The organism is Stenotrophomonas sp. SPM (genome assembly GCF_003105135.1).
Taxonomy (GTDB): domain Bacteria; phylum Pseudomonadota; class Gammaproteobacteria; order Xanthomonadales; family Xanthomonadaceae; genus Stenotrophomonas.
This window is the reverse complement of record NZ_QETL01000054.1, coordinates 1-26,016: the sequence shown is the minus strand read 5'-3', so window position 1 is coordinate 26,016 and position 26,016 is coordinate 1. Positions and strand designations below refer to the sequence as shown.

Annotated in this window: 14 protein-coding genes; all 14 read left to right on the top strand. The window is 69.6% G+C overall.

Translation table 11 applies throughout. The features are described 5' to 3' along the window. Positions 1-185: 185 nt before the first annotated feature. Positions 186-4,070: a phosphoribosylformylglycinamidine synthase gene (purL, locus tag DCO49_RS12475; protein ID WP_207776486.1), complete on the top strand. Its 3,885-nt coding sequence runs from the start codon at positions 186-188 to the stop codon at positions 4,068-4,070. Between the two features lie 444 nt (positions 4,071-4,514). Next, positions 4,515-12,914 carry an ESPR-type extended signal peptide-containing protein gene (locus DCO49_RS12470; protein WP_116864297.1) on the top strand — a complete coding sequence of 2,800 codons (8,400 nt, stop codon included), beginning with the start codon at positions 4,515-4,517 and terminating at the stop codon, positions 12,912-12,914. A gap of 153 nt (positions 12,915-13,067) precedes the next feature. Then, on the top strand, positions 13,068-14,921 hold the full coding sequence (locus DCO49_RS12465; RefSeq protein ID WP_116864296.1) for a S8 family peptidase: 1,854 nt from the start codon (positions 13,068-13,070) through the stop codon (positions 14,919-14,921). A 148-nt stretch (positions 14,922-15,069) separates the two neighbouring features. Beyond that, the gene (gspE, locus tag DCO49_RS12460; protein ID WP_116864295.1) at positions 15,070-16,791 is read left to right on the top strand and encodes a type II secretion system ATPase GspE; all 1,722 of its coding nucleotides are present in this window, start codon (positions 15,070-15,072) and stop codon (positions 16,789-16,791) included. A 24-nt stretch (positions 16,792-16,815) separates the two neighbouring features. Then, positions 16,816-18,039: a type II secretion system F family protein gene (locus DCO49_RS12455; protein WP_116864294.1), complete on the top strand. Its 1,224-nt coding sequence runs from the start codon at positions 16,816-16,818 to the stop codon at positions 18,037-18,039. 49 nt (positions 18,040-18,088) lie between these two features. After that, on the top strand, positions 18,089-18,532 hold the full coding sequence (gene gspG, locus DCO49_RS12450) for a type II secretion system major pseudopilin GspG (protein WP_116864293.1): 444 nt from the start codon (positions 18,089-18,091) through the stop codon (positions 18,530-18,532). 6 nt (positions 18,533-18,538) lie between these two features. Further along, on the top strand, positions 18,539-19,033 hold the full coding sequence (locus DCO49_RS12445) for a GspH/FimT family pseudopilin (RefSeq protein WP_116864292.1): 495 nt from the start codon (positions 18,539-18,541) through the stop codon (positions 19,031-19,033). Continuing rightward, positions 19,030-19,449: a prepilin-type N-terminal cleavage/methylation domain-containing protein gene (locus DCO49_RS12440; protein ID WP_116864291.1), complete on the top strand. Its 420-nt coding sequence runs from the start codon at positions 19,030-19,032 to the stop codon at positions 19,447-19,449. The genes DCO49_RS12445 and DCO49_RS12440 overlap by 4 nt, the downstream gene beginning before the upstream one ends. After that, positions 19,446-20,078, top strand: a complete 633-nt coding sequence (locus DCO49_RS12435; RefSeq protein ID WP_116864290.1) for a type II secretion system protein J — start codon at positions 19,446-19,448, stop codon at positions 20,076-20,078. Before DCO49_RS12440 ends, DCO49_RS12435 begins: the two co-directional genes overlap by 4 nt. Next, complete coding sequence (locus DCO49_RS12430) at positions 20,075-20,938, top strand: type II secretion system protein GspK (protein ID WP_116864289.1); 864 nt, start codon at positions 20,075-20,077, stop codon at positions 20,936-20,938. The genes DCO49_RS12435 and DCO49_RS12430 overlap by 4 nt, the downstream gene beginning before the upstream one ends. Continuing rightward, on the top strand, positions 20,935-22,098 hold the full coding sequence (locus DCO49_RS12425) for a PilN domain-containing protein (protein WP_116864288.1): 1,164 nt from the start codon (positions 20,935-20,937) through the stop codon (positions 22,096-22,098). Before DCO49_RS12430 ends, DCO49_RS12425 begins: the two co-directional genes overlap by 4 nt. Continuing rightward, entirely contained in the window at positions 22,073-22,777 is a 705-nt protein-coding gene (gene gspM / locus DCO49_RS12420) for a type II secretion system protein GspM (RefSeq protein WP_116864287.1), read from the top strand. Before DCO49_RS12425 ends, gspM begins: the two co-directional genes overlap by 26 nt. After that, a complete protein-coding gene (locus DCO49_RS12415) occupies positions 22,767-23,558 on the top strand; it encodes a general secretion pathway protein GspN (protein ID WP_116864286.1) in 792 nt (263 codons plus the stop codon). Before gspM ends, DCO49_RS12415 begins: the two co-directional genes overlap by 11 nt. A 9-nt stretch (positions 23,559-23,567) precedes the next feature. Continuing rightward, the gene (gspD, locus tag DCO49_RS12410; protein ID WP_116864285.1) at positions 23,568-25,784 is read left to right on the top strand and encodes a type II secretion system secretin GspD; all 2,217 of its coding nucleotides are present in this window, start codon (positions 23,568-23,570) and stop codon (positions 25,782-25,784) included. Positions 25,785-26,016: the final 232 nt, after the last annotated feature.

Here is a 26,016-nt window from a genome sequence, read left to right as displayed (position 1 = left end):
GTCCCCCGCAACCTGAGCCACCCCGCCATCCCCCCGGGAAACCCGCTGTTGCTGTTGCTCCGGCTGTTGCTGTGGCCGTTGCCGTGGCTTGGGCTCCTCTGCGGGTGCCGGGCGCGCCCGGCCAAAGCCCTCCCCCGGGTTCCGGTACAATGTCGGGCCCGTTTCCCAACTACGGTTCCCCGGACATGATGGTCCTCGAGGGCGCGCCCGCCCTGTCGCTGTTCCGCCGCGAACGCCTTGAATCCCGCCTGCAGTCCATCGCTCCCTCCCTGCGCATCAGCGGTGCCTGGCACGTCTACTTCGTCCAGCCCGAAGGCACGGCCGCCCCCGACGTGGCCACCCTGTGCCGCATCCTGGAAGCCCAGCCGCAGGCCGAGGCCATCGCCGACGGCGCCGTCAGCCGCATCGTCGTGCCCCGCCTGGGCACCCTGTCGCCCTGGTCCAGCAAGGCCACCGAACTGGTCCGCGGTGCCGGCCAGCCGGTCAGCCGGGTCGAGCGCGGCCTGCGCATCGACGTGCAGGGCTGGCCGACCGACGCCGCCGCCCAGCAGGCGCTGGTCAAGGCCCTGCATGACCCGATGACCCAGTCGGTGCTGGACACCGTCGACCAGGGCCAGGCCCTGTTCACCACCCCGGCGCGGGGTGAACTGGAACGCGTGCCGGTGGACCAGCTGGAGGCCGCCAACCAGCGCCTCGGCCTGGCCATGGCCCAGGACGAGATCGACTACCTGCGCGAACGCTTCACCTCGCTGGGCCGCTCGCCGTCCGATGTCGAACTGATGATGTTCGCGCAGGCCAACTCCGAGCACTGCCGCCACAAGATCTTCAACGCCAGCTGGACCATCGACGGCCAGGAACAGGACCGTTCGCTGTTCCGGATGATCAAGAACACCCACCAGCAGACCCCGCAGCACACGCTCAGCGCGTACAGCGACAATGCCGCGGTGATCGAAGGCCACTTGGCCTCGCGCTACCGCCCCGATCCGGCCAGTGGCGAGTACCGCCGCGAACCGCAGGTGCCCAGCGCCTTCCAGATCAAGGTGGAAACGCACAACCACCCGACCGCGATCGCGCCGTTCCCGGGCGCCTCTACGGGTAACGGTGGCGAGATCCGCGATGAGGGCGCGACCGGCCGCGGTGGCAAGCCGAAGGCCGGCCTGTCCGGTTTCTCGGTCTCGCACCTGCGCATTCCCGAGCTGCCGCAGCCGTGGGAAGCGCCGCGCGCGCTGAACCCGCGCATGGCACCCGCGCTGGAAATCATGACCGACGGTCCGCTCGGCGGCGCCGCGTTCAACAACGAGTTCGGCCGCCCGAACCTGCTCGGCTATTTCCGCAGCTTCGAGCTGCCTGAAGGCGCCGATCTGGTGCGCGCCTACGACAAGCCGATCATGCTGGCCGGTGGCCTGGGCGCGATCGACCGCATCCAGGTCGACAAGATCCAGCTGCAGGCCGGTGATGCGGTCATCGTGCTCGGTGGCCCGGCGATGCTGATCGGCCTCGGTGGCGGTGCCGCCAGTTCGGTGGCCTCCGGCGAAAGTGCCGAGGACCTGGACTTCGCCAGCGTGCAGCGCGACAACCCGGAAATGGAGCGCCGCTGCCAGGAGGTCATCGACCGCTGCGTGGCGATGGGCGCCAACAACCCGATCAAGTTCTTCCACGACGTCGGTGCCGGTGGCCTGTCCAATGCCATCCCCGAACTGCTGCACGACTCGAATGTCGGCGGCGTCATCGACCTGGGCAAGGTGCCCACCGATGATCCGTCGCTGTCGCCGATGCAGCTGTGGTGCAACGAATCGCAGGAACGTTACGTGCTGGGCGTGGCCCAGGAGCGCCTGGCCGAGTTCGCCGCGCTGTGCGCCCGCGAGCGTTGCCCGTTCGCCGCCGTTGGCGTGGCCACCGCCGAGGAACACCTGGTCGTGGCTTACGGCGCCGTGCCGGGCCACACCCCGGCCGATGCGCCGATCGACCTGCCGATGGACGTGCTGTTCGGCAAGCCGCCGAAGATGCACCGTGACACCGCGCACCCGCCGGCCCCGCGCTGGCCGGCGCTGAAGACCGGTGGCCTGGACCTGCAGGAAGCCGGCCTGCGCGTGCTCGCGCACCCGACCGTGGCCTCGAAGAACTTCCTGGTCACCATCGGTGACCGCAGCGTCGGTGGCCTGACCGCGCGCGAGCAGATGGTCGGCCCGTGGCAGCTGCCGGTGGCCGATGCGGCCATCACCCTGGCCGACTTCGACGGCGTAGCCGGCGAAGCGATGTCGCTGGGCGAGCGCACCCCGCTGGCCCTGCTCGATGCCGCTGCTTCGGCACGCATGGCCGTGGGCGAAGCGCTGACCAACCTGTGCGCGGCCCCGGTCGATGCGCTGGATGAGATCAAGCTGTCGGCGAACTGGATGGCCGCTGCCGGCCACCCGGGCGAAGACGCGCTGCTGTACGACGCGGTGAAGGCCGTGGGCATGGAACTGTGCCCGCAGCTGGACATCAGCATTCCGGTGGGGAAGGACTCGCTGTCGATGCAGGCGCAGTGGCACGACCAGGGCGAAGCGCACAAGAGCGTGTCGCCGGTGTCGCTGGTCATCTCGGCGTTCGCGCCGGTCGCCGACGTGCGCCAGCAGCTCACCCCGCTGCTCGACCGCGACGTGGACAGCGAGCTGTGGCTGATCGGCCTCGGTGCCGGCAAGCAGCGTCTGGGCGGCTCGATCCTGGCCCAGGTGCATGCCGACCACGGCGACCTGCCGGCGTTCGCCGGTGCCGCCCCGGACCTGGATGACCCGCAGCGCCTGCGTGGCTTCTTCGAACTGATCCGCGATGCGCGCCAGGCCGGCCTGCTGCTGGCCTACCACGACCGCAGCGACGGTGGTGCCTTCGCCGCACTGTGCGAAATGGCCTTCACCTCGCGTCTCGGCCTGGACATCACCCTCGATGCCTGGGGCGATGATCCCTTCCGCAGCCTGTTCAACGAAGAACTGGGTGCGGTGGTGCAGATCGCCCGCGAAGACCGTGCGGCCTTCGCAGACCTGGTCGAGCGCCATGCACTGATCGAGTGCGCGCAGCGCATCGCCAAGCCGACCACCGCACCGGTGGTGCGCGTGTCGCTGGGCGGCGAGAACCTGGCCGAATGGCGCTGGGAAGCGCTGTTCGACGCCTGGTGGTCGGTCACCCACGCGATGCAGAAACGCCGCGACAATCCGGCCAACGCCGATGCCGAGCGTGAGGTGGCGCGTGCGTTCAACGCGCCGGGCCTGAAGCCCAAGCTGAGCTTCGACCTCAACGAAGACGTGGCCGCGCCGTTCATCAGCACCGGCGCGCGTCCGCGCGTGGCCGTGCTGCGCGAACAGGGCGTCAACGGCCAGATCGAAATGGCCAACGCCTTCGAACGTGCCGGCTTCCGCGCGTACGACGTGCATATGAGCGACCTCATCGAAGGCCGCGTCGCCCTGCAGGAGTTCACCGGCCTGGTGGCCTGTGGCGGCTTCAGCTACGGCGACGTGCTCGGTGCTGGTCGTGGCTGGGCGACCTCGATCCTCGAGCGCAGCGCGCTGCGTGATGCCTTCGGCGCGTTCTTCGCCCGCGAGGACAGCTTCGCCCTGGGCGTGTGCAACGGCTGCCAGATGATGAGCCAGCTGAAGGACATCATCCCCGGTGCCGAGCACTGGCCGCAGTTCCGCCGCAACGCCAGCGAGCAGTTCGAAGCCCGCACCGCGCTGCTGGAAGTGGTGGAGTCGCCGTCGATCCTGCTGCGTGGCATGGCCGGTTCGCGCCTGCAGGTAGCGGTGGCACATGGCGAAGGCCAGGCCGTGTTCGACAACACCGTGGACCAGGCCACCGCCCGCGTGGCGCTGCGCTACGTCGACGGCAACGGCAACGTCGCCAGCCAGTACCCGCTGAACCCGAACGGTTCGCCGGACGGCATCACCGGCCTGACCAGCACCGACGGTCGCGTCACCATCATGATGCCGCACCCGGAACGCACGCCGCGTGCGCTCAACCTGAGCTGGGCCCCGGCCGAGTGGCAGGGGGATTCGCCGTGGATGCGCATGTTCCGCAACGCGCGGGTGTGGTGCGGCTGACGGCGTAATCGCCGCGCAGGCCGCAATGCGATGAAGTACGGAAAACCCGGCAGGCGACTGTCGGGTTTTTCTTTATGCGGGCAGAAAATCCTGCCGCAGCGGTGAGTTACATGCATTTACATGGCGTCGATATCTCGTCACAAACAAATAACAAAATCGCAGAATAAATAGGCGAAAAAGTGAACTAGGTCACGGCAACCGCTTTTCCTGCGTCAAAGTCTTGACGATCCGGAAAGTTCCCGTTAACACTTGGGCCCTGTTTCAAATCTGTTCATATCGCAGTAACCGCACGTCGCTCTGCGCCCGGTTTTCTGTCGCTGCGCGGCGTTCGGCAATACCCGCAGTAAATCACGCGAATAACGCCCTTGGGGGACGTTGGACCAGAAGGTCCGGCGATGGCGTTGCTTTGCCTAAAACCAGTCCAAAAAATCAGGAGCCGTACCGATGAATCGGATTTATCGCAAGGTCTGGAACAAAGCGTTGGGTCAGTTGGTGGTGGCCTCGGAACTGGCCTCTTCCGACACCCGCGGTGGGGTCGTCGACCGGCGCCGCGATGCCGACCACGTCCGGCCGGTGACCCTGGCCGCAGCGCTTGCCCTGGCCATGGGACTGGGAGGCTCCGGCCTCGCCGCCGCACAGTCGGTGGAAGTGGGCGGCAACGCCAACTGCGTGACCCTCAGCAGCAGCCTGATCGACCAGTGCGTGGTCGACGGCAGCGCCAACGCCAGCGGCCGCAACGCGGTGGCCGTGGGCACCGGCAGCACCGCCAGCGCCGCCAACAGCGTCGCGCTGGGTGCAGGCTCCCTTGCCAACCGCGCCAATGCCGTGTCGGTGGGCGCAACCGGCAGCGAACGACAGATCACCAACGTGGCCGCTGGTACGGCGGCCACCGATGCGGTCAACCGCGCGCAGCTCGATGCGCAGGCGCAGGCCACCCAGGCCGCACTGGCCACTGCCACCGCGCAGGGCCGCCGCTACTTCAAGGCCGATGGTGCGGGCGATGACAGCGACGCCGCGCAGATCGATGGCGAAGGCGCACTGGCCGCCGGCGCATCCGCCACCGCCGATGGCGACGACACCACGGCGCTGGGCCACAACGCACAGGCGATCGCTGACAGCGCCACCGCCGTCGGCGCGCAGTCGCAGGCCTTGGGCAGCGGCAGCACCAGCGTCGGCGCAGGCAGCACCGCCAGCGGCACCGCATCGGTCAGCTTCGGCGTCGGTGCCGAAGCCAGCGGCGGTTACAGCACCGCACTGGGCGGGCTGTCCAGCGCCTCGGCCTTCAACGCAACCGCGGTCGGCAACGCCGCCAATGCCAGCGGCTCCAACAGCGTGGCCGTCGGCGGCGATGCAGAAGCCAGCGGCGCCTACAGCACCGCCACCGGCCAGGGCAGCCTCGCCACCGGCACCAACTCCGTAGCCGTGGGTGGCGCGCTGTTCGGCCTGCTGCCGACCGAAGCCTCGGGCGATTACTCCACCGCCGTCGGTGGCGGCGCGTGGGCGCCGGGCACCAATGCCACCGCATTGGGCAACGCCGCCGAAGCACAGGGCGCCAACAGCGTCGCGCTGGGTGCCGATTCGATCGCCGAGCGTGACAACACCGTCTCGGTCGGTGGCGCCGGCAACACGCGCCAGATCACCAACGTTGCTGCCGGTACCGAAGGCACCGACGCGGTCAACAAGGATCAGCTGGACGAGGTCGCCGCGACCGCGGAGAACACCCGCAAGTACTTCCAGGCCACTGGCAGCGAAGACAGCGATGCCGGCGCCCTGGCCGAGGGCGACAGCGCGCTTGCCGCCGGTGAAGCAGCCAACGCCATCGGCGATGGCGCCACCGCGCTCGGCGGCGGTGCCGTGGCCATTGCCGCGAAGGCCACGGCAGTCGGCTACAACAGCCTGGCCACCGGCGAGAACGCCTCGGCCGTGGGCACCAACGCAGAGGCCAGCGGCAGCGACAGCGCCGCGCTGGGCAGCGGTGCGGTGGCCAGTGAAACCAGCACCACCGCAACCGGCGCCGGTGCGCAGGCCACGGCGGTCTACAGCACCGCCACCGGTGCCGAAGCCGTTGCCAGCGGCGCGCAGTCGCTGTCCAGCGGCTTCCGCGCGGCGGCGTCGGCCGACGGCGCCACCGCCGTCGGCGGCTACAGCGAAGCCAGCGGCCGCCTCGGTTCGGCACTGGGCTATGGCACCGTCGCCAGCGGCGCCAACAGCACCGCCGCTGGCGTGTTCGCCACGGCCACCGGTGCCGGCGCCGTCGCCGTCGGTGAAGCCAGCGAAGCGACCGGCGACGAGAGCGTGGCCATCGGCGGCAGCACCTACTTCGGCCTGATCACCTCGCGCGCCAGCGGCTACGGTGCATCGGCCTATGGTGCCGGCGCATGGGCCACCGAAGACTATGCAACCGCGATCGGCTGGAATGCCTGGGCCGACGGCGCGCAGTCCACCGCGCTCGGTGCCAGCGCCACCGCCAACGGCAGCAACAGCGTCGCCCTCGGCGCGGCCTCGCAGGCCGACCGTGACAACACCGTGGCCGTCGGCAGCGATGGCAACGAACGTCAGGTGACCCATGTCGCCGCAGGCACCGAAGACACCGATGCGGTCAACGTCGGCCAGCTGAAGGACGTGGCTGCGGTGGCCGATACCACTGCCAAGCGCTTCCAGGCCACCGGCAGCAGCAACAGCGATGCCGGTGCGCTGGCCGACGGTGACGACGCGCTCGCCGCCGGCGAGGCCGCCAATGCCATCGGCAACGGCGCCACCGCGGTCGGTGCCGGCGCGACCGCCGTCGCCCAGAACGCCACGGCCGTGGGCTACAACGCACTGGCCAGCGGCCAGAACAGCGCCGCCTTCGGCAACAACGCACAGGCCGCCGGCCCGGGCAGCGTCGCCGTCGGTGGCGCTGCCGTCGATGAAGACGGCAACCCGCTGATCACCAGCGGTGGCGTGCCGGTGGAAACCGGCGCCACCAGCGCTGGTGTCGGTGGTACCGCCGTCGGTGCCAGCGCCGAAGCCAGCGGTTTTGCCGCCTCGTCCTACGGTGTCGGCGCCTATGCCGCCGGCGCGCAGTCTTCGGCCTTCGGTGCGGTGGCCAATGCAGTGGGTGACTACTCCACCGCGCTGGGCACGCAGAGCAACGCCACCGGCACCAGCAGCGTGGCCATCGGTGGCCCGGCCGACCTGATCCCGGGCCTGGGCTTCTTCGTGCAGACCCAGGCCAGTGGCGAAGCCGCCACGGCCGTCGGTGCCGGTGCCATCGCCAGCGGCGATCATGCCGTGGCCAACGGCAGCCTGACCGAAGCCTCCGGCGCCGAATCGACGGCGGTGGGCTACTTCGCCTATGCGCCGGGCGAGAACGCCAGCGCGCTGGGTGCGCAGACCTGGGCCAGTGGTGCGCAGAGCACCGCCGTGGGCTACTACGCCACCGCGCGTGGCGCCAACAGCATCGCCCTCGGTGCCAACTCCGAAGCGGTGCGCGACAACAGCGTGGCCGTCGGCAGCGAAGGCAACGATCGCCAGATCACCAACGTGGCCGCCGGTACCGAAGACACCGATGCGGTGAACAAGGCCCAGCTCGATGCCGTGGCCAGCACCGCCGACACCACCGCGCGCTTCTTCCAGGCGCAGGGCGAGGAGGGCAGCGATGCCGGCGCCTACGCCGAGGGCGAAGGTGCGGTGGCTGCGGGTTCGGCCAGCAACGCGATCGGCGCAGGTGCGCTTGCGCAGGGCGCAGGTGCCGCTGCCATCGGCGCCGACACCGTGGCCCTCGGCCGCAACACCTTCGCCGACGGCGACGGTGCTGTCGCCATCGGTGGCCTAGGCCAGGCGTACGACGAGTACAACCAGCCGCTGCTGGACGACGAAGGCAATCCGGTGCAGATCGGCACCACCGCCTCGGCCGGTTCCACTGCGGTGGGCAACGCCGCGCAGGCCACCGGCGCCAGCAGCAGCGCCTTCGGCAATGCCGCGCAGGCGACCGGTGACAACAGCTTCGCCGCGGGCGGCAAGTCGCGCGCCAACGGCAGCTATGCCGTCGCCATCGGCGACAGTGCCTTTGCCAAGGCCGATGACAGCACCGCCGTCGGTGGTTACAGCACCGCCAGCGAAGAAGGCGCGACCGCCTTCGGTGCAGGTGCGTGGGCGACCGGTACCAACGCCTCGGCCTTCGGCCCGGCGGCCTGGGCCAGTGCCGACGGCGCGACCTCCATCGGCTACAACAGCTGGGCCAACGGTGTCAGCTCGACCGCCGTCGGTCGCGGTGCCTTCAGCTACGGCGATTACAGCCTGGCGCTGGGCTTCCAGGCACTCGGCAACAGCGTCAACAGCATCGCGGTGGGCACCAATACCGTGGCCGGTGGCGAAAGTGCCATCGCCCTCGGTGCCGGCAGCACCGCCAACGGCAACAATGCCGTGGCCCTGGGCGCGGGCTCGGTGGCTGACCGCGACCGCAGCGTGTCGGTCGGCAGCGCCGGCAGCGAACGCCAGGTCACCAACGTCGCCGCCGGCACCCAGGCCACCGATGCAGTGAACAAGGCCCAGCTGGATGCCGTGGCCGCCAGCGCAGGCACCGGCAACAAGTTCTTCCAGGCCAGCGGCAGCGACGACAGCGATGCCGGCGCCTACGTGGAAGGTGACAACGCCCTGGCCGCCGGCGAAGCCGCCAATGCCATCGGTGACGGCACCGTCGCACTGGGCAGCGGTGCCAATGCCATCGGCAGCAACGCGCAGGCGATCGGCTTCAATGCCCTGGCCACGGCGGACAACGCCAGCGCCATCGGCGCCAACGCGCAGGCCACCGGCGAGTACGCCACCGCGCAGGGTGCGGAAAGCGAAGCCAGCGGCGAGCAGAGTGCGGCTTTCGGTGCCGCTGCCGTGTCCAGTGGTGCCGGCAGCACCGCCACCGGCGTGCTGTCCGAAGCCAGCGGTGAGGAAGCCGTGGCGGTGGGTTACTTCAGCACCGCCAGCGGCGAAGCCGCCACCGCGGTCGGCAGCGAAAGCGTCGCCAGCGGTACCGCTTCGGCAGCGTTCGGCATCGGTGCCGAAGCCACCGGCGGCTACAGCACCGCCATCGGCGGCTATGCCAGCGCATCGGCCTTCAACGCCACCGCGTTCGGCAACTTCGCCAACGCCTCCGGTTCCAACAGCGTGGCGCTCGGTGGTGATTCGGAAGCCTCCGGTGCCTATGCCACGGCCACCGGCCAGGGCAGCCTGGCCACCGGCGTGAACAGCGTGGCCATCGGTGGTTCGCTGTTCGGCCTGCTCGCCACCGAAGCGTCGGGTGACTACTCCACCGCGGTCGGTGGTGGTGCCTGGGCACCGGGCACCAACGCTACGGCGCTGGGCAATGCAGCCGAAGCACAGGGCGCCAACAGCGTGGCCCTGGGCGCCGACTCGATTGCAGACCGCGACAACACGGTCTCGGTCGGTGGTGCTGGCAACACGCGCCAGATCGCCAACGTCGCGGCCGGCACCGAAGGCACCGATGCGGTGAACAAGGACCAGCTGGATGCCGTCGCCGCCACCGCGGAGAACACCAGCAAGTACTTCCAGGCCAGCGGCAGCGACGACAGCGATGCCGGCGCCTATGTGGAAGGCGACAACGCACTGGCCGCCGGTGAGGCCGCCAATGCCATCGGCGACGGTGCTACCGCGCTCGGCAGTGGTGCCACCGCAGTGGCGGCCAACGCCACCGCGGTTGGCTTCAACAGCCTGGCGACCGGCGGCAACGCCGCAGCGATCGGTAACAACGCCCAGGCCACCGGCGAAGACAGCGCCGCCCTTGGCAGCGGTGCCGTCGCCAGCGAAACCAGCAGCACCGCCACCGGTGCCGGCGCGCAGGCCACTGCCGCGTACAGCACTGCCAACGGTGCCGAAGCCATCGCCAGCGGCGCGCAGTCGCTGGCCAGCGGCTTCCGTGCCTCGGCCTCGGCCGATGGCACCACCGCCGTCGGCGGCTACAGCGAAGCCAGCGGTCGCCTCGGCTCCGCCATGGGCTACGGCACCCTGGCCAGCGGTGCCAACAGCACCGCGGCCGGCGTGTTCGCCACCGCCAGCGGTGCCAGCTCCGTGGCCATGGGTGATTCCAGCGAAGCCACGGGCGATGAAAGCGTGGCCATCGGCGGCAGCACCTTCTTCGGCCTGATCCCGGCGCGGGCCAGCGGTTACGGCGCGGCGGCCTTCGGTGCCGGTGCCTGGGCGACCGACGACTACGCCACCGCCATCGGCTGGAACTCCTGGGCCGGCGCAGTGCAGTCCACCGCGCTGGGTGCCGGGGCCACTGCCAACGGCATCAACAGTGTCGCGCTGGGCGCAGGCTCCACGGCCGACCGTGACAACACGGTGGCCGTCGGCAGCGATGGCGGCGAACGCCAGGTCACCCATGTGGCAGCGGGTACCGAAGGCACCGATGCGGTGAACAAGAACCAGCTGGATGCCGTGGCTGCTACTGCTGAACAGACCAGCAAGTACGTTCAAGCCAGCGGCAGCGCCGACAGCGATGCCGGCGCCTATGTGGAAGGCGACAACGCACTGGCTGCCGGTGAAGCCTCCAACGCCATCGGCAACGGCGCCTCCGCGCTGGGCAGCGGCGCCACCGCCCTGGCTGAAAATGCCACGGCGGTCGGCTTCAACAGCCTGGCCACCGGCGGCAATGCCGCGGCCGTCGGCAACGAGGCGCAGGCCACCGGCGAGAACAGCGCGGCCTATGGCAGCGGCGCGGTGGCCAGCGAGATCAGCAGCACCGCCACCGGCAACGCGGCGCAGGCCACGGGTGTCTACAGCACGGCCAGCGGTGCCGAAGCCATCGCCAGCGGCGCGCAGTCGCTGGCCAGCGGCTTCCGCGCCTCCGCCACCGCCGATGGCACCACCGCCGTCGGTGGTTACAGCGAAGCCAGCGGCCGCCTCGGCACCGCACTGGGCTACGGCTCGGCGGCCACCGGCGCCAACACCACCGCGGTCGGCTTCGGTGCCGCTGCGGCCGGTGCCAACGCGGTGGCGATGGGCCAGTCCAGCGAAGCCACGGGTGATGAAAGCGTGGCTATCGGTGGCAGCACTTACTTCGGCCTGATCCCGGCGCGGGCCAGCGGTACCGGCGCGGCGGCCTTCGGTGCCGGTGCCTGGGCGACCAGCGACTACGCCAGCGCCATCGGCTGGAACGCCTGGGCCGACGCGACCGATGCCACCGCGCTGGGTGCCAACAGCACCGCCAGTGCGGCCAACAGCGTCGCGCTCGGCAACGGCTCGCAGGCCGACCGCGCCAACACGGTGTCGGTGGGCAACGCGGCCGCGCAGCGGCAGATCACCAACGTGGCCGCCGGTACCGAAACCACCGATGCGGTGAACAAGGGCCAGCTCGACGCCGTGGCCGCTACCGCCGATGCGGTCGGCCAGCGCTTCAAGGCCAATGGCAGTGGCGTGGCTACCGCCACCGGCACCGATGCCGTGGCCGTGGGTTCGGGCGCGACTGCAAGCGGCAACCGCAGCAATGCCGTGGGCAGCAGCGCCAACGCCATCGGCAATGCATCGGTGGCGCTGGGTGCCAACAGTGCGGTCAGCGGCAACAACTCGGTGGCCCTGGGTGTCGGCGCGCGTGCGGTGGAAGCCAACGTGGTCTCGGTCGGTGGCGGCAACGGCACCGATGGTCCAGCCACCCGCCGCATCGTCAACGTGGCCGACGGCCGCATTGCCGCCGGCAGCAGCGACGCAGTCACCGGTTCGCAGCTCAACGTCACCAACCAGCGCGTGGGTGCAGTCGAAACCCGCGTCGGTGATTTCGATTCGCGCATCGCCACGGTGGAATCCACCTCGGCCAACGCGGTGGCCTACGACGATGCCACCCGCGACCAGCTGACCCTGTCCGGCATCGAAGGCACCGTCATCAACAACGTCGGCGCCGGCAGCATCGCGTCCGGCAGCCGCCAGGCGATCAACGGCGGCCAGCTGTTCCAGTCGCTCAGCGATGCCGCCAGCATCCTCGGCGGCGGTGCCAGCGTCGGCATGCAGGGGGTGTTCATCGCGCCGAACTACGTCATCCAGGGCTCGACCTACAGCAATGTCGGCGACGCACTGGGTGCACTGGACAGGAAGGTGACCGAGCTTGACCAGCGCACTGCCGGTGGCACCAGCCGCACGGCAACGGCCAGCCTGCGCAGCGCCAGCGTGCAGGCGAGCACCGCCCAGGTCGCCACCGTGGCCGAGGCCGATGCAGTGGCCTCGCGGTCGAACGTGGTGGCCAAGCCCAGCGTCGAAGGCGCCACGGCGGCGCAGCCGGCCGTCGGTGCCAACGCAGTCGCCATGGGTGACGGCGCCGTCGCCAGCGGCGCTTCGTCCACGGCCATCGGCCAGGGCGCATCGGCCACCGCCGCCAATGCGGTTGCACTGGGCCAGGGCTCGGTCGCCGACCGCGCCAATACGGTGTCGGTGGGCAGCGAAGGCAACGAACGCCAGGTCACCAACGTGGCCGCAGGTACCGCGGCCACCGATGCGGTGAACAAGGGCCAGCTGGACCGCGGTATCACCACCGCCAACAGCTATACCGACAGCCGCGTGCAGGCCGTCGCCGACAGCTTCGATGTGTTCAAGGGCGAAGTGGATGGCCGCCTGCGCCACATGGATCGCCGCATCGACCGCCAGGGCGCGATGAGCGCGGCCATGCTCAACATGGCCACCAGTGCCGCCGGCATCCGCACCCAGAACCGGGTCGGCGTCGGCATCGGTTTCCAGGGCGGTGAATCGGCGATGTCGCTGGGTTACCAGCGTGCGATCAGCGATCGCGCCACGGTCACCCTCGGCGGTGCGTTCAGCAGTGATGACGCCTCGGTCGGCGTCGGTGCCGGCTTCGGTTGGTAAGGCAACAACGCGCCGGCGGTCACGCCGCCGGTGCTGCTTCTGCTACAGGGCCTGAGGGGAGGTCTCGGCAACCCCGGCTCGGCCAGCCGGGATCCGTCAAGGATTGATGGCCGCAGTGTTGGATCCAACCATGACCCAGAAGAGGAATGTGACGTGATCAATAAGCAGAACCTTCGCATCAACGTGCTTGCCGCCGCCCTGCTGTCGGTGACCGCCGCAGGCGCGGTCCACGCTGCCGGCCTGCCGACCCGCGAGCCGGTACGCCAGGCCAGCACCGCCGAAACGGGCACCGACCGCATCATCGTGATGTACGCGAAGGGCACCCTGGCCGCCAGCGATCGCTCGGCCAAGCTGTCCACCGTGCAGTCCGCACTCACCCGCGCCAGCCTGTCCGGTGGCACCAGCCGCGCCAGCGCGATGGGTCCGCAGGTGGTGCGCAAGCTCGGCATCGGTGCCGATGTGATCCGCCTGCAGGGCCGCCTGGCCCCGGCGGAACTGCAGCGCGTGCTGAAGGAGCTCAAGGCCGATCCCTCGGTCAAGTACGCCGAAGCCGATGTCAAGCTGCGCCGCACCGAGCTGCGCGCGGGCGACGTGAAGCCGGCCCTGGTGCCGAATGATCCCTACTACGCGCAGTACCAGTGGCACCTGAGCAACCCGACCGGTGGCATCAACGCGCCGTCGGCCTGGGACGTCTCGCAGGGCGAGGGCGTGGTCGTTGCCGTGCTCGATACCGGCATCCTGCCGCAGCACCCGGACCTGGTCGGCAACCTGCTTCCGGGCTACGACTTCATCAGCGATGCCGAGACCTCGCGCCGTTCCACCGACGACCGCGTGCCGGGTGCACAGGACTACGGTGACTGGGTCGAGAACGCCAACGAGTGCTACAACGGCTCGCAGCCGGAAGACAGCTCCTGGCACGGTACCCACGTGGCCGGCACCGTCGCCGAGCAGACCAACAACGGCGTCGGCATGGCCGGTGTCGCACACAAGGCCAAGGTCCTGCCGGTGCGCGTGCTCGGCAAATGCGGTGGCTACCTCTCCGACATCACCGACGCGATCACCTGGGCGTCCGGTGGCACCGTCGCCGGCATTCCCGCCAACACCAACCCGGCCGAAATCATCAACATGAGCCTGGGTGGCAGCGGTGCCTGCGCAGGCGCCTACCAGGATGCGATCAGCGGCGCGATCTCGCGTGGCACCACCGTGGTGGTGGCCGCCGGCAACGACACCGACAACGCCGCCAACTACCGCCCGGCCAGCTGCGACGGCGTGGTGACCGTGGGTGCGACGCGCATCACCGGTGGCATCACCTACTACTCCAACTACGGCACGCGCGTGGACCTGTCCGGCCCGGGCGGTGGCGGCAGCGTGGACGGCAACCCGGGCGGCTACATCTGGCAGGCCGGTTCGGATGCGGCAACCACTCCGGATTCGGGCGCCTACAGCTACATGGGCCTGGGCGGTACCTCGATGGCCTCGCCGCACGTGGCCGGCGTTGCTGCGCTGGTGCAGAGCGCGCTCATCGCCAGTGGCAAGGATCCGCTGACCCCGGCGGCGATGCGTACGCTGCTGAAGGAAACCGCGCGTCCGTTCCCGGTCACCATTCCGGCATCGACCCCGATCGGCACCGGCATCGTCGACGCCAAGGCCGCGCTGGCCAAGGCCCTGGCCGAGCCGTGCACCGAGAACTGCGAACCCGAAGGCATCCCGCTGACCAACAAGGTGGCTCTCGCCGGTGTTGCCGGTGCGACCGGCAGCGAGACCGTGTACACCTTCGAAGCCGTCGCCGGCAAGCAGCTGAGCGTGTTGACCTACGGCGGCACCGGTAACGTCTCGGTGTACGTGGCGCAGGGCCGTGTGCCGACCGCCACCGACAACGACGCCAAGTCGAGCCGCCCGGGCAACACCGAAACCGTGCGCGTGGCCAAGCCGGTGGCCGGCACCTACTACGTGAAGGTGGTGGGCGAAGCGGCCTTCAACGGCGTGACCATCCTGGCCACCCAGTAAGGGCCACGGTTGCACGTAATGTCGTAAGTGAATTGGCAACGCCCGTTACCGGAAGGTGACGGGCGTCGTCTTTCTTGGTCCTGCGCGCACAAGGCAGCGGAAGTCCGGGCTGAACTGCTAAAGTCGGGAGGATCGACAGGAGAGTCATGTGAACGCGCTCGCTGCCACCGCCATCGACGACGCCGAAGGCCGCATCCTCGATGCGCTGCTGGCGCGCGGGCGCCTCAAGGAAGGGGATCTGGCGCGTGCGCGGCCGCTGCACGCCGAAGCCGGCGGCAGCCTGCTGGGCCTGCTGGTGCGGCTGGGGCTGGTGTCCGAACGTGACCAGGCGCAGACCAGCGCCGACGTGCTGGGCCTGCCGCTGCTGGAAGCGAAACAGCTGCCCGAGGCACCGCCGCAGTCGCTGGCCGAAGGCCTGCCGCTGTCGCTGCGTTTCCTCAAGCAGTTCCACGTCTGCCCGCTGGCGCTGGATGAACACGGCGTCCGCCTGTGGCTGGCCGATGCCCACGATGCCTACCCGCAGCAGGCCGTGCAGCTGGCGCTGGGCGTGCCGGTCAGCCCGGTGCTTGGCATGCGCGCGGAGATCGACGATCTGGTCGAGCGCTGGTTCGGCCAGGGCCGCAGCGCGATGGGCGCCATCGTGGAAACCGCGGACGGCGAAGGCGGCGCGGTCGATGACATCGAACACCTGCGCGACCTCGCCTCCGAAGCGCCGGTCATCCGCCTGGTCAACCTGGTCATCCAGCGTGCAGTGGAACTGCGCGCCTCGGACATCCACGTCGAACCCTTTGAAAACCGCCTGAAGGTGCGCTATCGCGTCGATGGCGTGCTGGTGGAAGGCGAAAGCCCGCCGGCCAACCTCACTGCCGCGGTCATCAGCCGCATCAAGATCATGGCCCGGCTCAACATCGCCGAGCGCCGCCTGCCGCAGGACGGTCGCATCATGCTGCGCGTGCAGGGCAAGGAACTGGACCTGCGCGTAAGCACCGTGCCGACCGCGCATGGCGAAAGCGTGGTCATGCGACTGCTGGACCGCGAAACCGTGGTGTTCGATTTCCACCGGCTTGGTTTCACCGATGCGTTCCTGCCGCAGTTCCGCAAGGTGCTGGAACAGCCGCACGGGATCCTGCTGGTCACCGGCCCGACCGGTTCGGGCAAGACCACCACGCTGTACACCGCGCTGAGCCAGCTCAACACCGCCGACGTCAAGATCATCACGGTCGAGGACCCGGTCGAATACCAGATCGAAGGCATCAACCAGATCCAGGCCAAGCCGCAGATCGGCCTGGATTTCGCCAACGCGCTGCGCAGCATCGTGCGCCAGGATCCGGACATCATCATGATCGGCGAAATGCGCGACCTGGAAACCGCGCGCATCGCCATCCAGTCGGCGCTGACCGGCCACCTGGTGCTGTCCACGCTGCACACCAACAACGCGGCCGGCGGCATCACCCGCCTGCTCGACATGGGCGTGGAGGATTACCTGCTCACGTCCACCATCAACGGCATCCTCGCCCAGCGCCTGGTGCGCCGCCTGGAACCCACCCACGCCGAGCGCTACGAAGCCTCGCCGGAGGAGATCGAACGTTTCGAACTGCGCCGCCTGCAGCCGCAGGGGCCAATCCACCTGTTCCGCCCGAAGCCCTCGGCACTGGCACCGACCGGTTACCTGGGCCGCACCACCATCATGGAATTCCTGGTGATGAACGACGCGCTGCGGCGCGCGGTGATGCGTCGCGACGGCATGGGCGAGATCGAACGCATCGCCCGCGAGGCCGGCATGCGCACCATGTACGAAGACGGCCTGTCCAAGGCCCTGAGCGGGCAGACGACCATCGAGGAAGTCCTGCGCGTGACCGAGGAGGGTTGATGCGCGCGGGAGATCGACGCTGACATGCCCACCTATCGTTACAAGGCACTGAACCCGCACGGCGAGGTCTTCGACGGGCAGATGGAAGCGGCCAGCGAAGCCGAGCTGATCGCCCGCCTGCAGGACCAGGGCCATCTGCCGATGGAAACACGCCTGGCTGCCGAGGGTGGCGGGGTAGGAGGAAGCAGCCTGGGCAACCTGTTCCGCCCGCGTCCGCTGCAGGGCGCGGCGCTGCTGCAGTTTACCCAGCAGCTCTCGACCCTGCTCGGCGCCGGCCAGCCGCTGGACCGTGCGCTGTCGATCCTGCTCGGCCTGCCCGAGGACGAACGTTCGCGGCGCGCGATCACCGACATCCGCGACGTGGTGCGCGGCGGTGCGCCGCTGTCGACCGCGCTGGAGCGGCAGCACGGCCTGTTCTCGCGCCTGTACGTGAACATGGTGCGCGCCGGTGAAGCCGGTGGCAGCCTGCACGAGACCCTGCAGCGCCTGGCCGATTACCTCGAACGCAGCCGCGCGCTGCAGGGCAAGGTGGTCAACGCGCTGGTCTACCCGGCCATCCTGCTGGTGGTGGTCGGTGGTGCGCTGCTGTTCCTGCTTGGCTACGTGGTGCCGCAGTTCGCGCAGATGTATGAAAGCCTGGACGTGGCGCTGCCGTGGTTCACCAACGCGGTGCTGCAGCTGGGCCTGTTCGTGCGTGACTGGTGGATCCTGCTGCTGGTGGTGCCGGCGGTGCTGGCACTGCTGCTGGAACGCCATTTCCGCCAGCCCGCCGCGCGCCTGGCGCTGGATGGCTGGCTGCTGCAGCGGCGCGGCATAGGCCGCCTGCTCGGCGAGCTGGAAACCGCACGCCTGGCCCGCACCCTCGGCACGCTGCTGCGCAACGGCGTGCCGCTGCTGGGCGCGCTGGGCATCGCCCGCAACGTGCTGGGTAACCGCGCGCTGGCCGCCGATCTGGACACCGCCGCCGACGAAGTGAAGAACGGTGCCGGCCTGTCGCTGGCGCTGTCGCGCGGCAAGCGCTTCCCGCGCCTGGCCCTGCAGATGATCCAGGTCGGCGAGGAATCCGGCGCGCTCGACACCATGCTGCTGAAGGCCGTCGACACCTTCGAACAGGACAGCGCCCGCCGCATCGACCGCCTGCTGGCGGCGATGGTGCCGGCCATCACCCTGGTGCTGGCCTCGGTGGTCGGCGCGGTCATCGTGGCCGTGCTCGTACCGCTGTACGACCTCACCAACGCCATCGGTTGATGATGGCTTTCCCTGCAACCCCGACTCACCGCAACTGAAAGGACCGACCATGCTTGCTTCCCGTCGCCCGATCCGCCTGTCCTTCGCCAGCGCACGCCACCAGACCGGCATGAGCCTGCTGGAAATCATCATCGTCATCGTGCTGATCGGCGCGGTGCTGACCCTGGTCGCCAGCCGCGTGCTCGGCGGCGCCGACCGCGGCAAGGCGAACATCGCAAAGGCGCAGGTGCAGACCGTCGCCTCCAAGATCGACAATTACCAGATCGACACCGGCAAGCTGCCCGGTTCGCTCAATGACCTGGTGACCTCGCCGGCCGGTGTCGGTGGCTGGCTGGGTCCGTATGCCAAGCCTGCCGATCTGAACGATCCGTGGGGCCACGCGCTGGAATACCGCGCGCCGGGCGAAGGCCAGGCCTACGAGCTGATCAGCCTGGGCAAGGACGGCAAGGCCGGCGGCAGCAGCGTCGATGCTGACATCCGCTACGAGCCGTAATCCCGCATGACGCCGTACCTGCCGCGCCGGCTGCCCAGCCCGCGCCTGCACGGCAGGCGCGCGACCGGCCTGTCGCTGCTGGAGATGCTGCTGGTGATCGCGTTGATCGCGGCCATCGGCCTGATCACGGCGGCTGGCCTGTCGCGTGGCTTCGCCGGCATGCAGCTGCGCAGCGCGGGCAAGGACATCGCCAGCCAGCTGCGCATGGTGCGCGCGCAGGCGATTGCCCGCGGTGAACCGCAGCGCTTCGTCATCGAGCCGGCCGAGCACCGCTGGCAGGGCGCCAACGAGCGCCGTGGCAGCGTGCCCGAACCGGTGCAGGTGGTGTTTGAAGGCGCCGCGCAGCTCAGCGATGCGCCGGGGCAGGGCGTGATCGAATTCCATCCCGATGGTGGTTCCAGTGGCGGCCGCATCCGCCTGCAGCGCGACGCCGCCGAATGGCGCATCGATGTCGGCTGGCTGACCGGCGAGGTCCGCTCCGGTCCGTGGCGGCCGCAATGAAACAGTCGGCGCGTGGGTTCACCCTGCTTGAAGTGATCGTGGCCTTCGCCCTGCTGGGCCTGGCCCTGACCCTGCTGCTGGGCAGCCTGTCCGGCGGCGCGCGACAGGTCCGCGATGGCGAGCTGCGTACCCGTGCGGTGCTGCATGCGCAGTCGCTGCTGGCCAGCGCCGGCGTCGACGCGCCGCTGCAGGTCGGCAGCCAGAGTGGCGAATGGGAACAGGGCCGCTACCACTGGCAGCTGCAGGTGCAGCCATGGAGCGAGCCGCGTGCCGGTGATGTCGCGCCGACGCAGTCACCGGGTGCGCCGTGGCTGGCCGAACTGCAGCTGCAGGTGCGCTGGGGCGACGGCGAACGCGAGAAACTGCAGTGGCGCAGCCTGCGCCTGTTGCCACCGGACCTGGAGGGCGCACGATGAAGCGTCGCGCCGCCGGCTTCACCCTGGTCGAAGTGATGCTGGCCACCGTGCTGCTGGCCGGTGGCCTGGCCCTGGCATTCGCCAGCGTGCGTGCGGCGATGGCGGTCAGCCAACGCGGCGAACAGATCGCGGCCGACAGCGAACGCATGCGCGCGGTGCAGGCGCTGCTGCGGCGCCAGCTGGGTGGTGCGCTGCGCAGCCCGATCGAGGTGCCCGATCCGACCCGCGAGCCGGTGTTCTTCCAGGGCGATGACGAAGGCATGCAGTTCGTCGCCGATCTGCCCGGCTATCTCGGTCGCGGCGGGCCCTACCTGCATACCCTGCAGGTGGATGGCGCGCCCGGCCAGCGCCGCCTGCTGCTGCACCTGGTGCTGCTGCAGGAAGGTGAACGCCTGCCGGAAACGCCGCCGCGCCCACCCGAAGTGCTGGCCGATGCACTGAAAGAAGTGAAGCTGCGCTACCGCGGCATCGATCCGGCCAACGGACAGATGAGCGACTGGCTGCCGCGCTGGGACGACACTCGGCGGCTGCCGTTGCTGGTGGAAGTGCAGATCGTGCCGCAGCGTGGCGCGCCGTGGCCGCCGCTGGTGGTCGCACCGCGTAGCGGCGGCATGGGCGGTGCACGATGAAGGCGCAGCGCGGTGCCGCCCTGGTGCTGGTGTTGTGGCTGATCGCGCTAATGACCGCGCTGGTCGGTGCCTTCGCGCTGACCGCACGCGTGGAGCACCTGCAGCAGCGCGTGCTAGACGATGATGCGCGTGGCCAGGAACGTGCCCGTGCCGGGCTGGAATATGCACTGCTGCGCCTGCGCCCGGACCCGCAGCGGCCGGCCTGGCAGGCCGATGGACGCACCTACCGCTGGCAGTACGACGATGTTCCGGTCGAGATCCGGGTGCTGGACGAGAACGGCAAGATCAACCTGAACCTGGCCGACGCGACGCTGCTGACTGCATTCCTGCAGGCGCTGGGCGAACCTGCCGAGCAGGCCCGGCAGCTGGCCGGTGCCATCATTGACTGGCGCGACGCAGACAGCCTTCTGCAGCCCGGTGGTGGCGCCGAGGCGCCGGATTATGCAGCGGCGGGCCTGCCGTATGGGCCGCGCAACAAGCGCTTCGAAACCCTGGGCGAACTGCAGCGCGTGCTTGGCATGCGTGCCTCGCTGTACACGGTGATGCTGCCGTATCTGACGCTGTACAGCCGCCAGGCGCGGCCGGATCCGCGCGTGGCGGGGGCGCCGGTGCTGACCGCATTGGGCCTGGATGCCGAGCAGGTGCTGGCGCAGCGCGCCCAGCAGGAGCGTGACGAAGGTTCCGGTGCGGCGCCGTCAATGCTTGCCAGCGGCAGCGGCACCTATAGTATCGAGACCCGTGCCATCGACGGCAGCGGTCGCTTGTCGGTCCTGCAGGCGGTGGTACGCAATGGATCGGGCGGTGTGCCCGGACGAACCTACACGGTGCTTCGCTGGGAGCAGGGAATGGCAGCAAGATGACGGCATGGCAGGACAGCCTGCGGCAGGTGCAGGGGCGGATCGGCCCAGGTGCGGGCCGTTTCCTGCGCTGGTGGCGGCAGTCCCTGCTGGCCTGGGTACCGGCGCGTTGGCAGTGGGCGCTCGGCTGGTCGCAGACCCGCCTGCTGCTGCAGCGGCAGGGCGACCTGCTGCAGGTCTGGCGCGAAGCCGGGCAGGGCCTGGAACCCGTGGCCAGCCTGCCATGGCCGACCCAGCCGGCTGGACTGGACCGCGTCCTCGACGCGCGCCTGCGCAGCCTGCCGCGGGTCTGGCTGCTGGCCGAACCGCAGGTCCTGCGCCGCAACCTGCGCCTGCCGATGGCCGCCGGCGACCGCCTGCGGGCGGTGGTCGGCTATGAAATTGATCGGCAGACGCCATTCGAATCCAGCCAGGTCAGCTATGACGTGCGCGAACGCGGCAGTTCCGGCGAAGGCCTGCTGCAGGTTGAACTGGTGGCCTGGCCGCTGCGCCAGCTCGATGCCTGGCGCGGCCAGGTCGGCGCCTGGGCCGATGCGCTGTCCGGTGTCGATGCCCTCGACGCGCAGGGCCAGCCGCTGCAGGTGAACCTGCTGCCGCAGGCCCAGCGCCAGCCGCGGCATGACCCGATGCGGCGCTGGAACCTGCTGCTCGGCCTGGCTGCACTGGTGATGCTGGTGCTGGCTGCCGCACAGCTGCTGGACAACCGCCGCGAGGCTGCCGACGCGCTGCGCGACGAGGTCGAGCGCAGCGCCCGCAGTGCGCGTGGCGTGGCCAGCGAGCGCAGCGAACTGCAGGCGCTGCTGGACGGTGCCGCGTTCCTGGAAAAGCAGCGCGCGCAGCGCGCCAGCACGGTGGAGCTGTGGAACGAACTGACCCAGCGCCTGCCCAACGGCACCTACCTGGAAAAACTGGCCATCGAGAACAACAACCTGCAGCTGATCGGCCTCAGCAGCGAAGCCTCGCAGCTGGTGCAACTGCTGCAGGACGCACCGCAGTGGCGCAAGGTCAACCTGACCGGCGTGCTGCAGGCCGACGGCGCCGGCAGCGGCCGTGATCGCTTCACCCTGACCGCCGAGCTGCAGCCGGTGCCGGTGGCCCCTGCCGCCGCCCCTGCCGCCCCAGCCAAGGAGGCGGCCGATGCCGATGCCAAGCGCACGCCGTGACCGCTGGCTGGCGCTGGTACTGCTGGTGGCAGTGCTGGGCCTGGCCTACCTGCTGCTGGTGCACCCGTGGTTCACCCAGCCGCTGCTGGCCATCAACGACGACGTAGCGGCGCTGCGCGAGCGCCAGCAGCGCGTGCAGGCACAGCTGCAGCAGCAGCCGCAGATCGAACAGCGCCTGCAGCAGACCCGCGAGGCCCTGCAGCAGCGGCCTGGTTTCCTGCGTGAGGCCACCGCCGAAGCCGCTGCCGCGGCCCTCGGCGCGCGCGTGCAGGATGCGGTCGCCACCGCCAGCCCGGGCAACCGCAGCTGCACCATCAGCAACCGCACGCCGCTCACTGACAACCGCCGCGATGCCGAGTTCGTGCGCGTGGCCATGCAGGTGCGTCTGCGCTGTGGCGTGGCCGAACTGGCCACCGTGCTGCACAGCCTGGAAACCGGCAGCCCGCGCCTGTTCGTCGACAACCTCAACATGATCGCGCAGCGCTTCCAGCAATCGGCGAACGAATCGGGCCTGGGCCTGGACGTGTCGTTTGAACTGGCCGGCTACCTGCTGCCCGGGGCCGGTGGCGATGCCGCCGCCGCGCCTGCGACGGATGCCCCTTCATCGGCGCCTGCCGCCGATGCCAGCCCTACACCGGCCGAGCCGCCGGTGGAAGCGGAGGGCACCGATGAAACGTGACCCGATCACCCTGCGTACCGGCTTCCTGCTGGCCCTGGCTGGCTGGGCGGGCGCCACCTGGTTGGCTACCGGCTTCGGCCTCGGCGGTCGCCTGCCGGCTGCCGACAGTGATGCCGCCGCGCAGGCCACGCTGCCGGCCCTGCCGCCGATGGCTGCCGAGCGCATGGCCGCTGCCGACAGCTTCAGCGCCATCGGCGAACGCCCCCTGTTCGCCGAAGACCGGCAGCCGCGCCCGTATCTGCTGGGTGGCAGCGAACCGGCCGCGAGTGCCGCGCTGCGCCTGACCGGCGTGCTGCTCACTGACAGTTTCAGCATGGCCACCTTCACCACCGAACAGAACCGCTCGGTGCGCCTGCGCCTGAATGGTGAGGCGGTCGATGGCTGGCAGCTGGTCGCGCTGGAGCCTCGCCAGGCCACGGTGATCGGCCCCAGCGGCAGCCAGGTGCTGGAACTGGCCACCTTCAACGGGCAGGGCGGTGAACCGCCGACCGTGCTGCGCGGTGCCAATGGCACAGTCCCGCCCGCCGGTGTCGTGCCGCCGCCGCCGCCGCCACCCGCCGCTGCTGCCGCATCCAATGCGCGGCCCAGCCCCGATGTCGTCAGCGGCGCCGGGGCCGTGGCCGCCCCGGCAAGCGCGCCATCGCCGGCCGCCCCCGCCAACAACGGCCCCAGCGAAGCGCAGATGCAGGCCATCCGCGAACGCATCCAGGCCCGTCGCCGTCAGCTGCAGCAACAGCAGCAACAACCGTCGCCGCCCCCGGGCGATGGCTCCAACCGATAGAGTGAATGCATGAACCTGCGTTTTCTGCCCTGGTCCCTTGCCCTGACGCTGCTGGTCGGCTGCGCCACCGTGTCCGGCCCGCATGTCCATCGCAGTGCCACCACGCCGCCACCGGAAGCCGGTGCCGCCGCCGCCGATCCCCAGGTGGTCGAGGGCGATGCTGCCGCCGGCACGCCGCAGGCGGTAATCCGCCGTGGCAGCGGCACCATGATCAACCGCGAGGCCGCGCGCGCGCCGTCACCGGCCCTGCATTCGGCCAGCGGCGGCAGCGCCACCTTCAACTTCGAAGGCGAGTCGGTGCACGCGGTGGTCAAGGCGATCCTCGGCGACATGCTGGGGCAGAACTACGTCATCGCGCCGGGCGTGCAGGGCACGGTCACCCTGGCCACGCCCAAGCCGGTGTCGCCGGCGCAGGCGCTCAACCTGCTGGAGATGGTGCTGGGCTGGAACAACGCCCGCATGGTCTACAGCGGTGGCCGCTACAACATCGTCGCCGCCGACCAGGCGCTGGCCGGCACCGTCGCACCCAGCACCGCGCCGGCCTCCAGTGCCCGCGGCTTCGAAGTGCGCGTGGTGCCGCTGCAGTTCATTTCCGCCAGCGAGATGAAGAAGGTGCTGGAGCCGTACGCGCGGCCCAATGCCATCGTCAACGTCGATACCGGCCGCAACGTGATCACCCTCGGGGGCACCCGCGCCGAGCTGGAAAACTACCTGCACACCGTCGAGATCTTCGACGTCGACTGGTTGTCGGGCATGTCGGTGGGCGTGTTCCCGATCCAGTCGGGCAAGGCCGAGCAGGTCGCCAGCGACCTGGAGAAAGTATTCGGCGAAGACAGCAAGACGCCCAGCGCCGGCATGTTCCGTTTCCTGCCGCTGGAAAATGCCAACGCCGTGCTGGTGATCACCCCGCAGGTGCGCTACCTGGACCAGATCCAGCAGTGGCTGGACCGCATCGACACCGCCGGTGGCAGCGCCCGCCTGTTCTCCTACGAGCTGCGCTACATCAAGGCGCGCGACCTGGCCCAGCGCCTCTCCGAAGCCTTCGCCAGCAGCAACAACCGCAACAACCGTGGTTCCAGCGCCGGGCTGGCGCCGGGCGCGACGCCGATGCAGCTGGACAGCCGGGGTGGGGACACCTTCAGCAACACCAGCGATGGCAGCAGCAACAACACCAACGGCGCCGGCACCTCGTCCAGCGCCAACGGCGGCATGGCCAGCACGATGAACCTGCCGCAGCGGCAGGAAGGCAACATCAGCGTCAGCCTCGATGTGGAAGGTGACACCGTCGGCGTCTCGGCGGTGGAAGAAACCAATGCACTGCTGGTGCGCGCCACCCCGCAGGCCTGGCGCTCGATCCGCGAAGTGATCGAGAAGCTGGACGTGATGCCGCTGCAGGTGCACATCGAAGCGCAGGTGGCAGAGGTCGACCTCAACGGCGACCTGAAGTACGGCGTCAACTGGTTCTTCGAGAACGCCGTCCAAGGTCAGAGCTTCACCGGTGCCACCGGCGGCGCCACTCTGCCCAGCGCGCTGGGCCGCAACATCTGGGGCAGCTTCGCCGGCGCCATCACCGGCAGCGAGACCGGCTGGACCTTCCTCGGCAAGAATGCTGCCGCGGTGGTGAGCGCGCTGGACCAGGTGACCAACCTGCGCCTGCTGCAGACCCCGTCCATCTTCGTGCGCAACAACGCCGAAGCGCAGCTCAACGTCGGCACCAAGATTCCGATCAACTCGGTGTCGGTCAACACCGGCATCAGCGACAGCACCTACAGCCAGGTGCAGTACCTGGACACCGGCGTGATCCTCAAGGTGCGCCCGCGCATCACCCGTGATGGCGTGGTGTTCCTGGACATCGTGCAGGAAGTCAGCTCGGCCGGCGCCGTGCCGACCGGCTGCGACCCGACCAAGACCACCTGCAACCCGCCGATCAACACCCGCAAGATTTCCACCGAGGCGGCGCTGCAGAGCGGCGACACGATCATGCTGGCGGGCCTGATCACCAATTCCGACGAAGATAGCTCCAAGGGCGTGCCGGGCCTCAGCCGTCTGCCGATCGTGGGAGGTCTGTTCGGCAACAAGGCCCGGTTGAACAAGCGTTCCGAGGTGATCGTGCTGCTGACCCCGACGATCGTGCGCAACGGGCAGGAAGCGCGGACGCTGACCGATGAGTACAGCAACCGCTTCCGCGCGATGGAACCATTCCCCACCCGCGAGCGCAAGAAGTAGGGTTTTTTGCGGCAGGGCTTGCAGCCCTGCACCTGCTCAATGCAACGGCCAAAGCCAGAGCAACAGCAATAGCGGGCATTCCGTGGGATGGCGGGGCACTGTGGGTTTGCGGGGACGCCGTAAACCCATCCATGGGGGCTTGGTCGCCGCATCCATGCGGCTCACACCCCGCAAACCCACAGTGCCCCGCCTTCGACAGTTTCACGCGGCTGTGGGCTACGGCTGCTGCTGG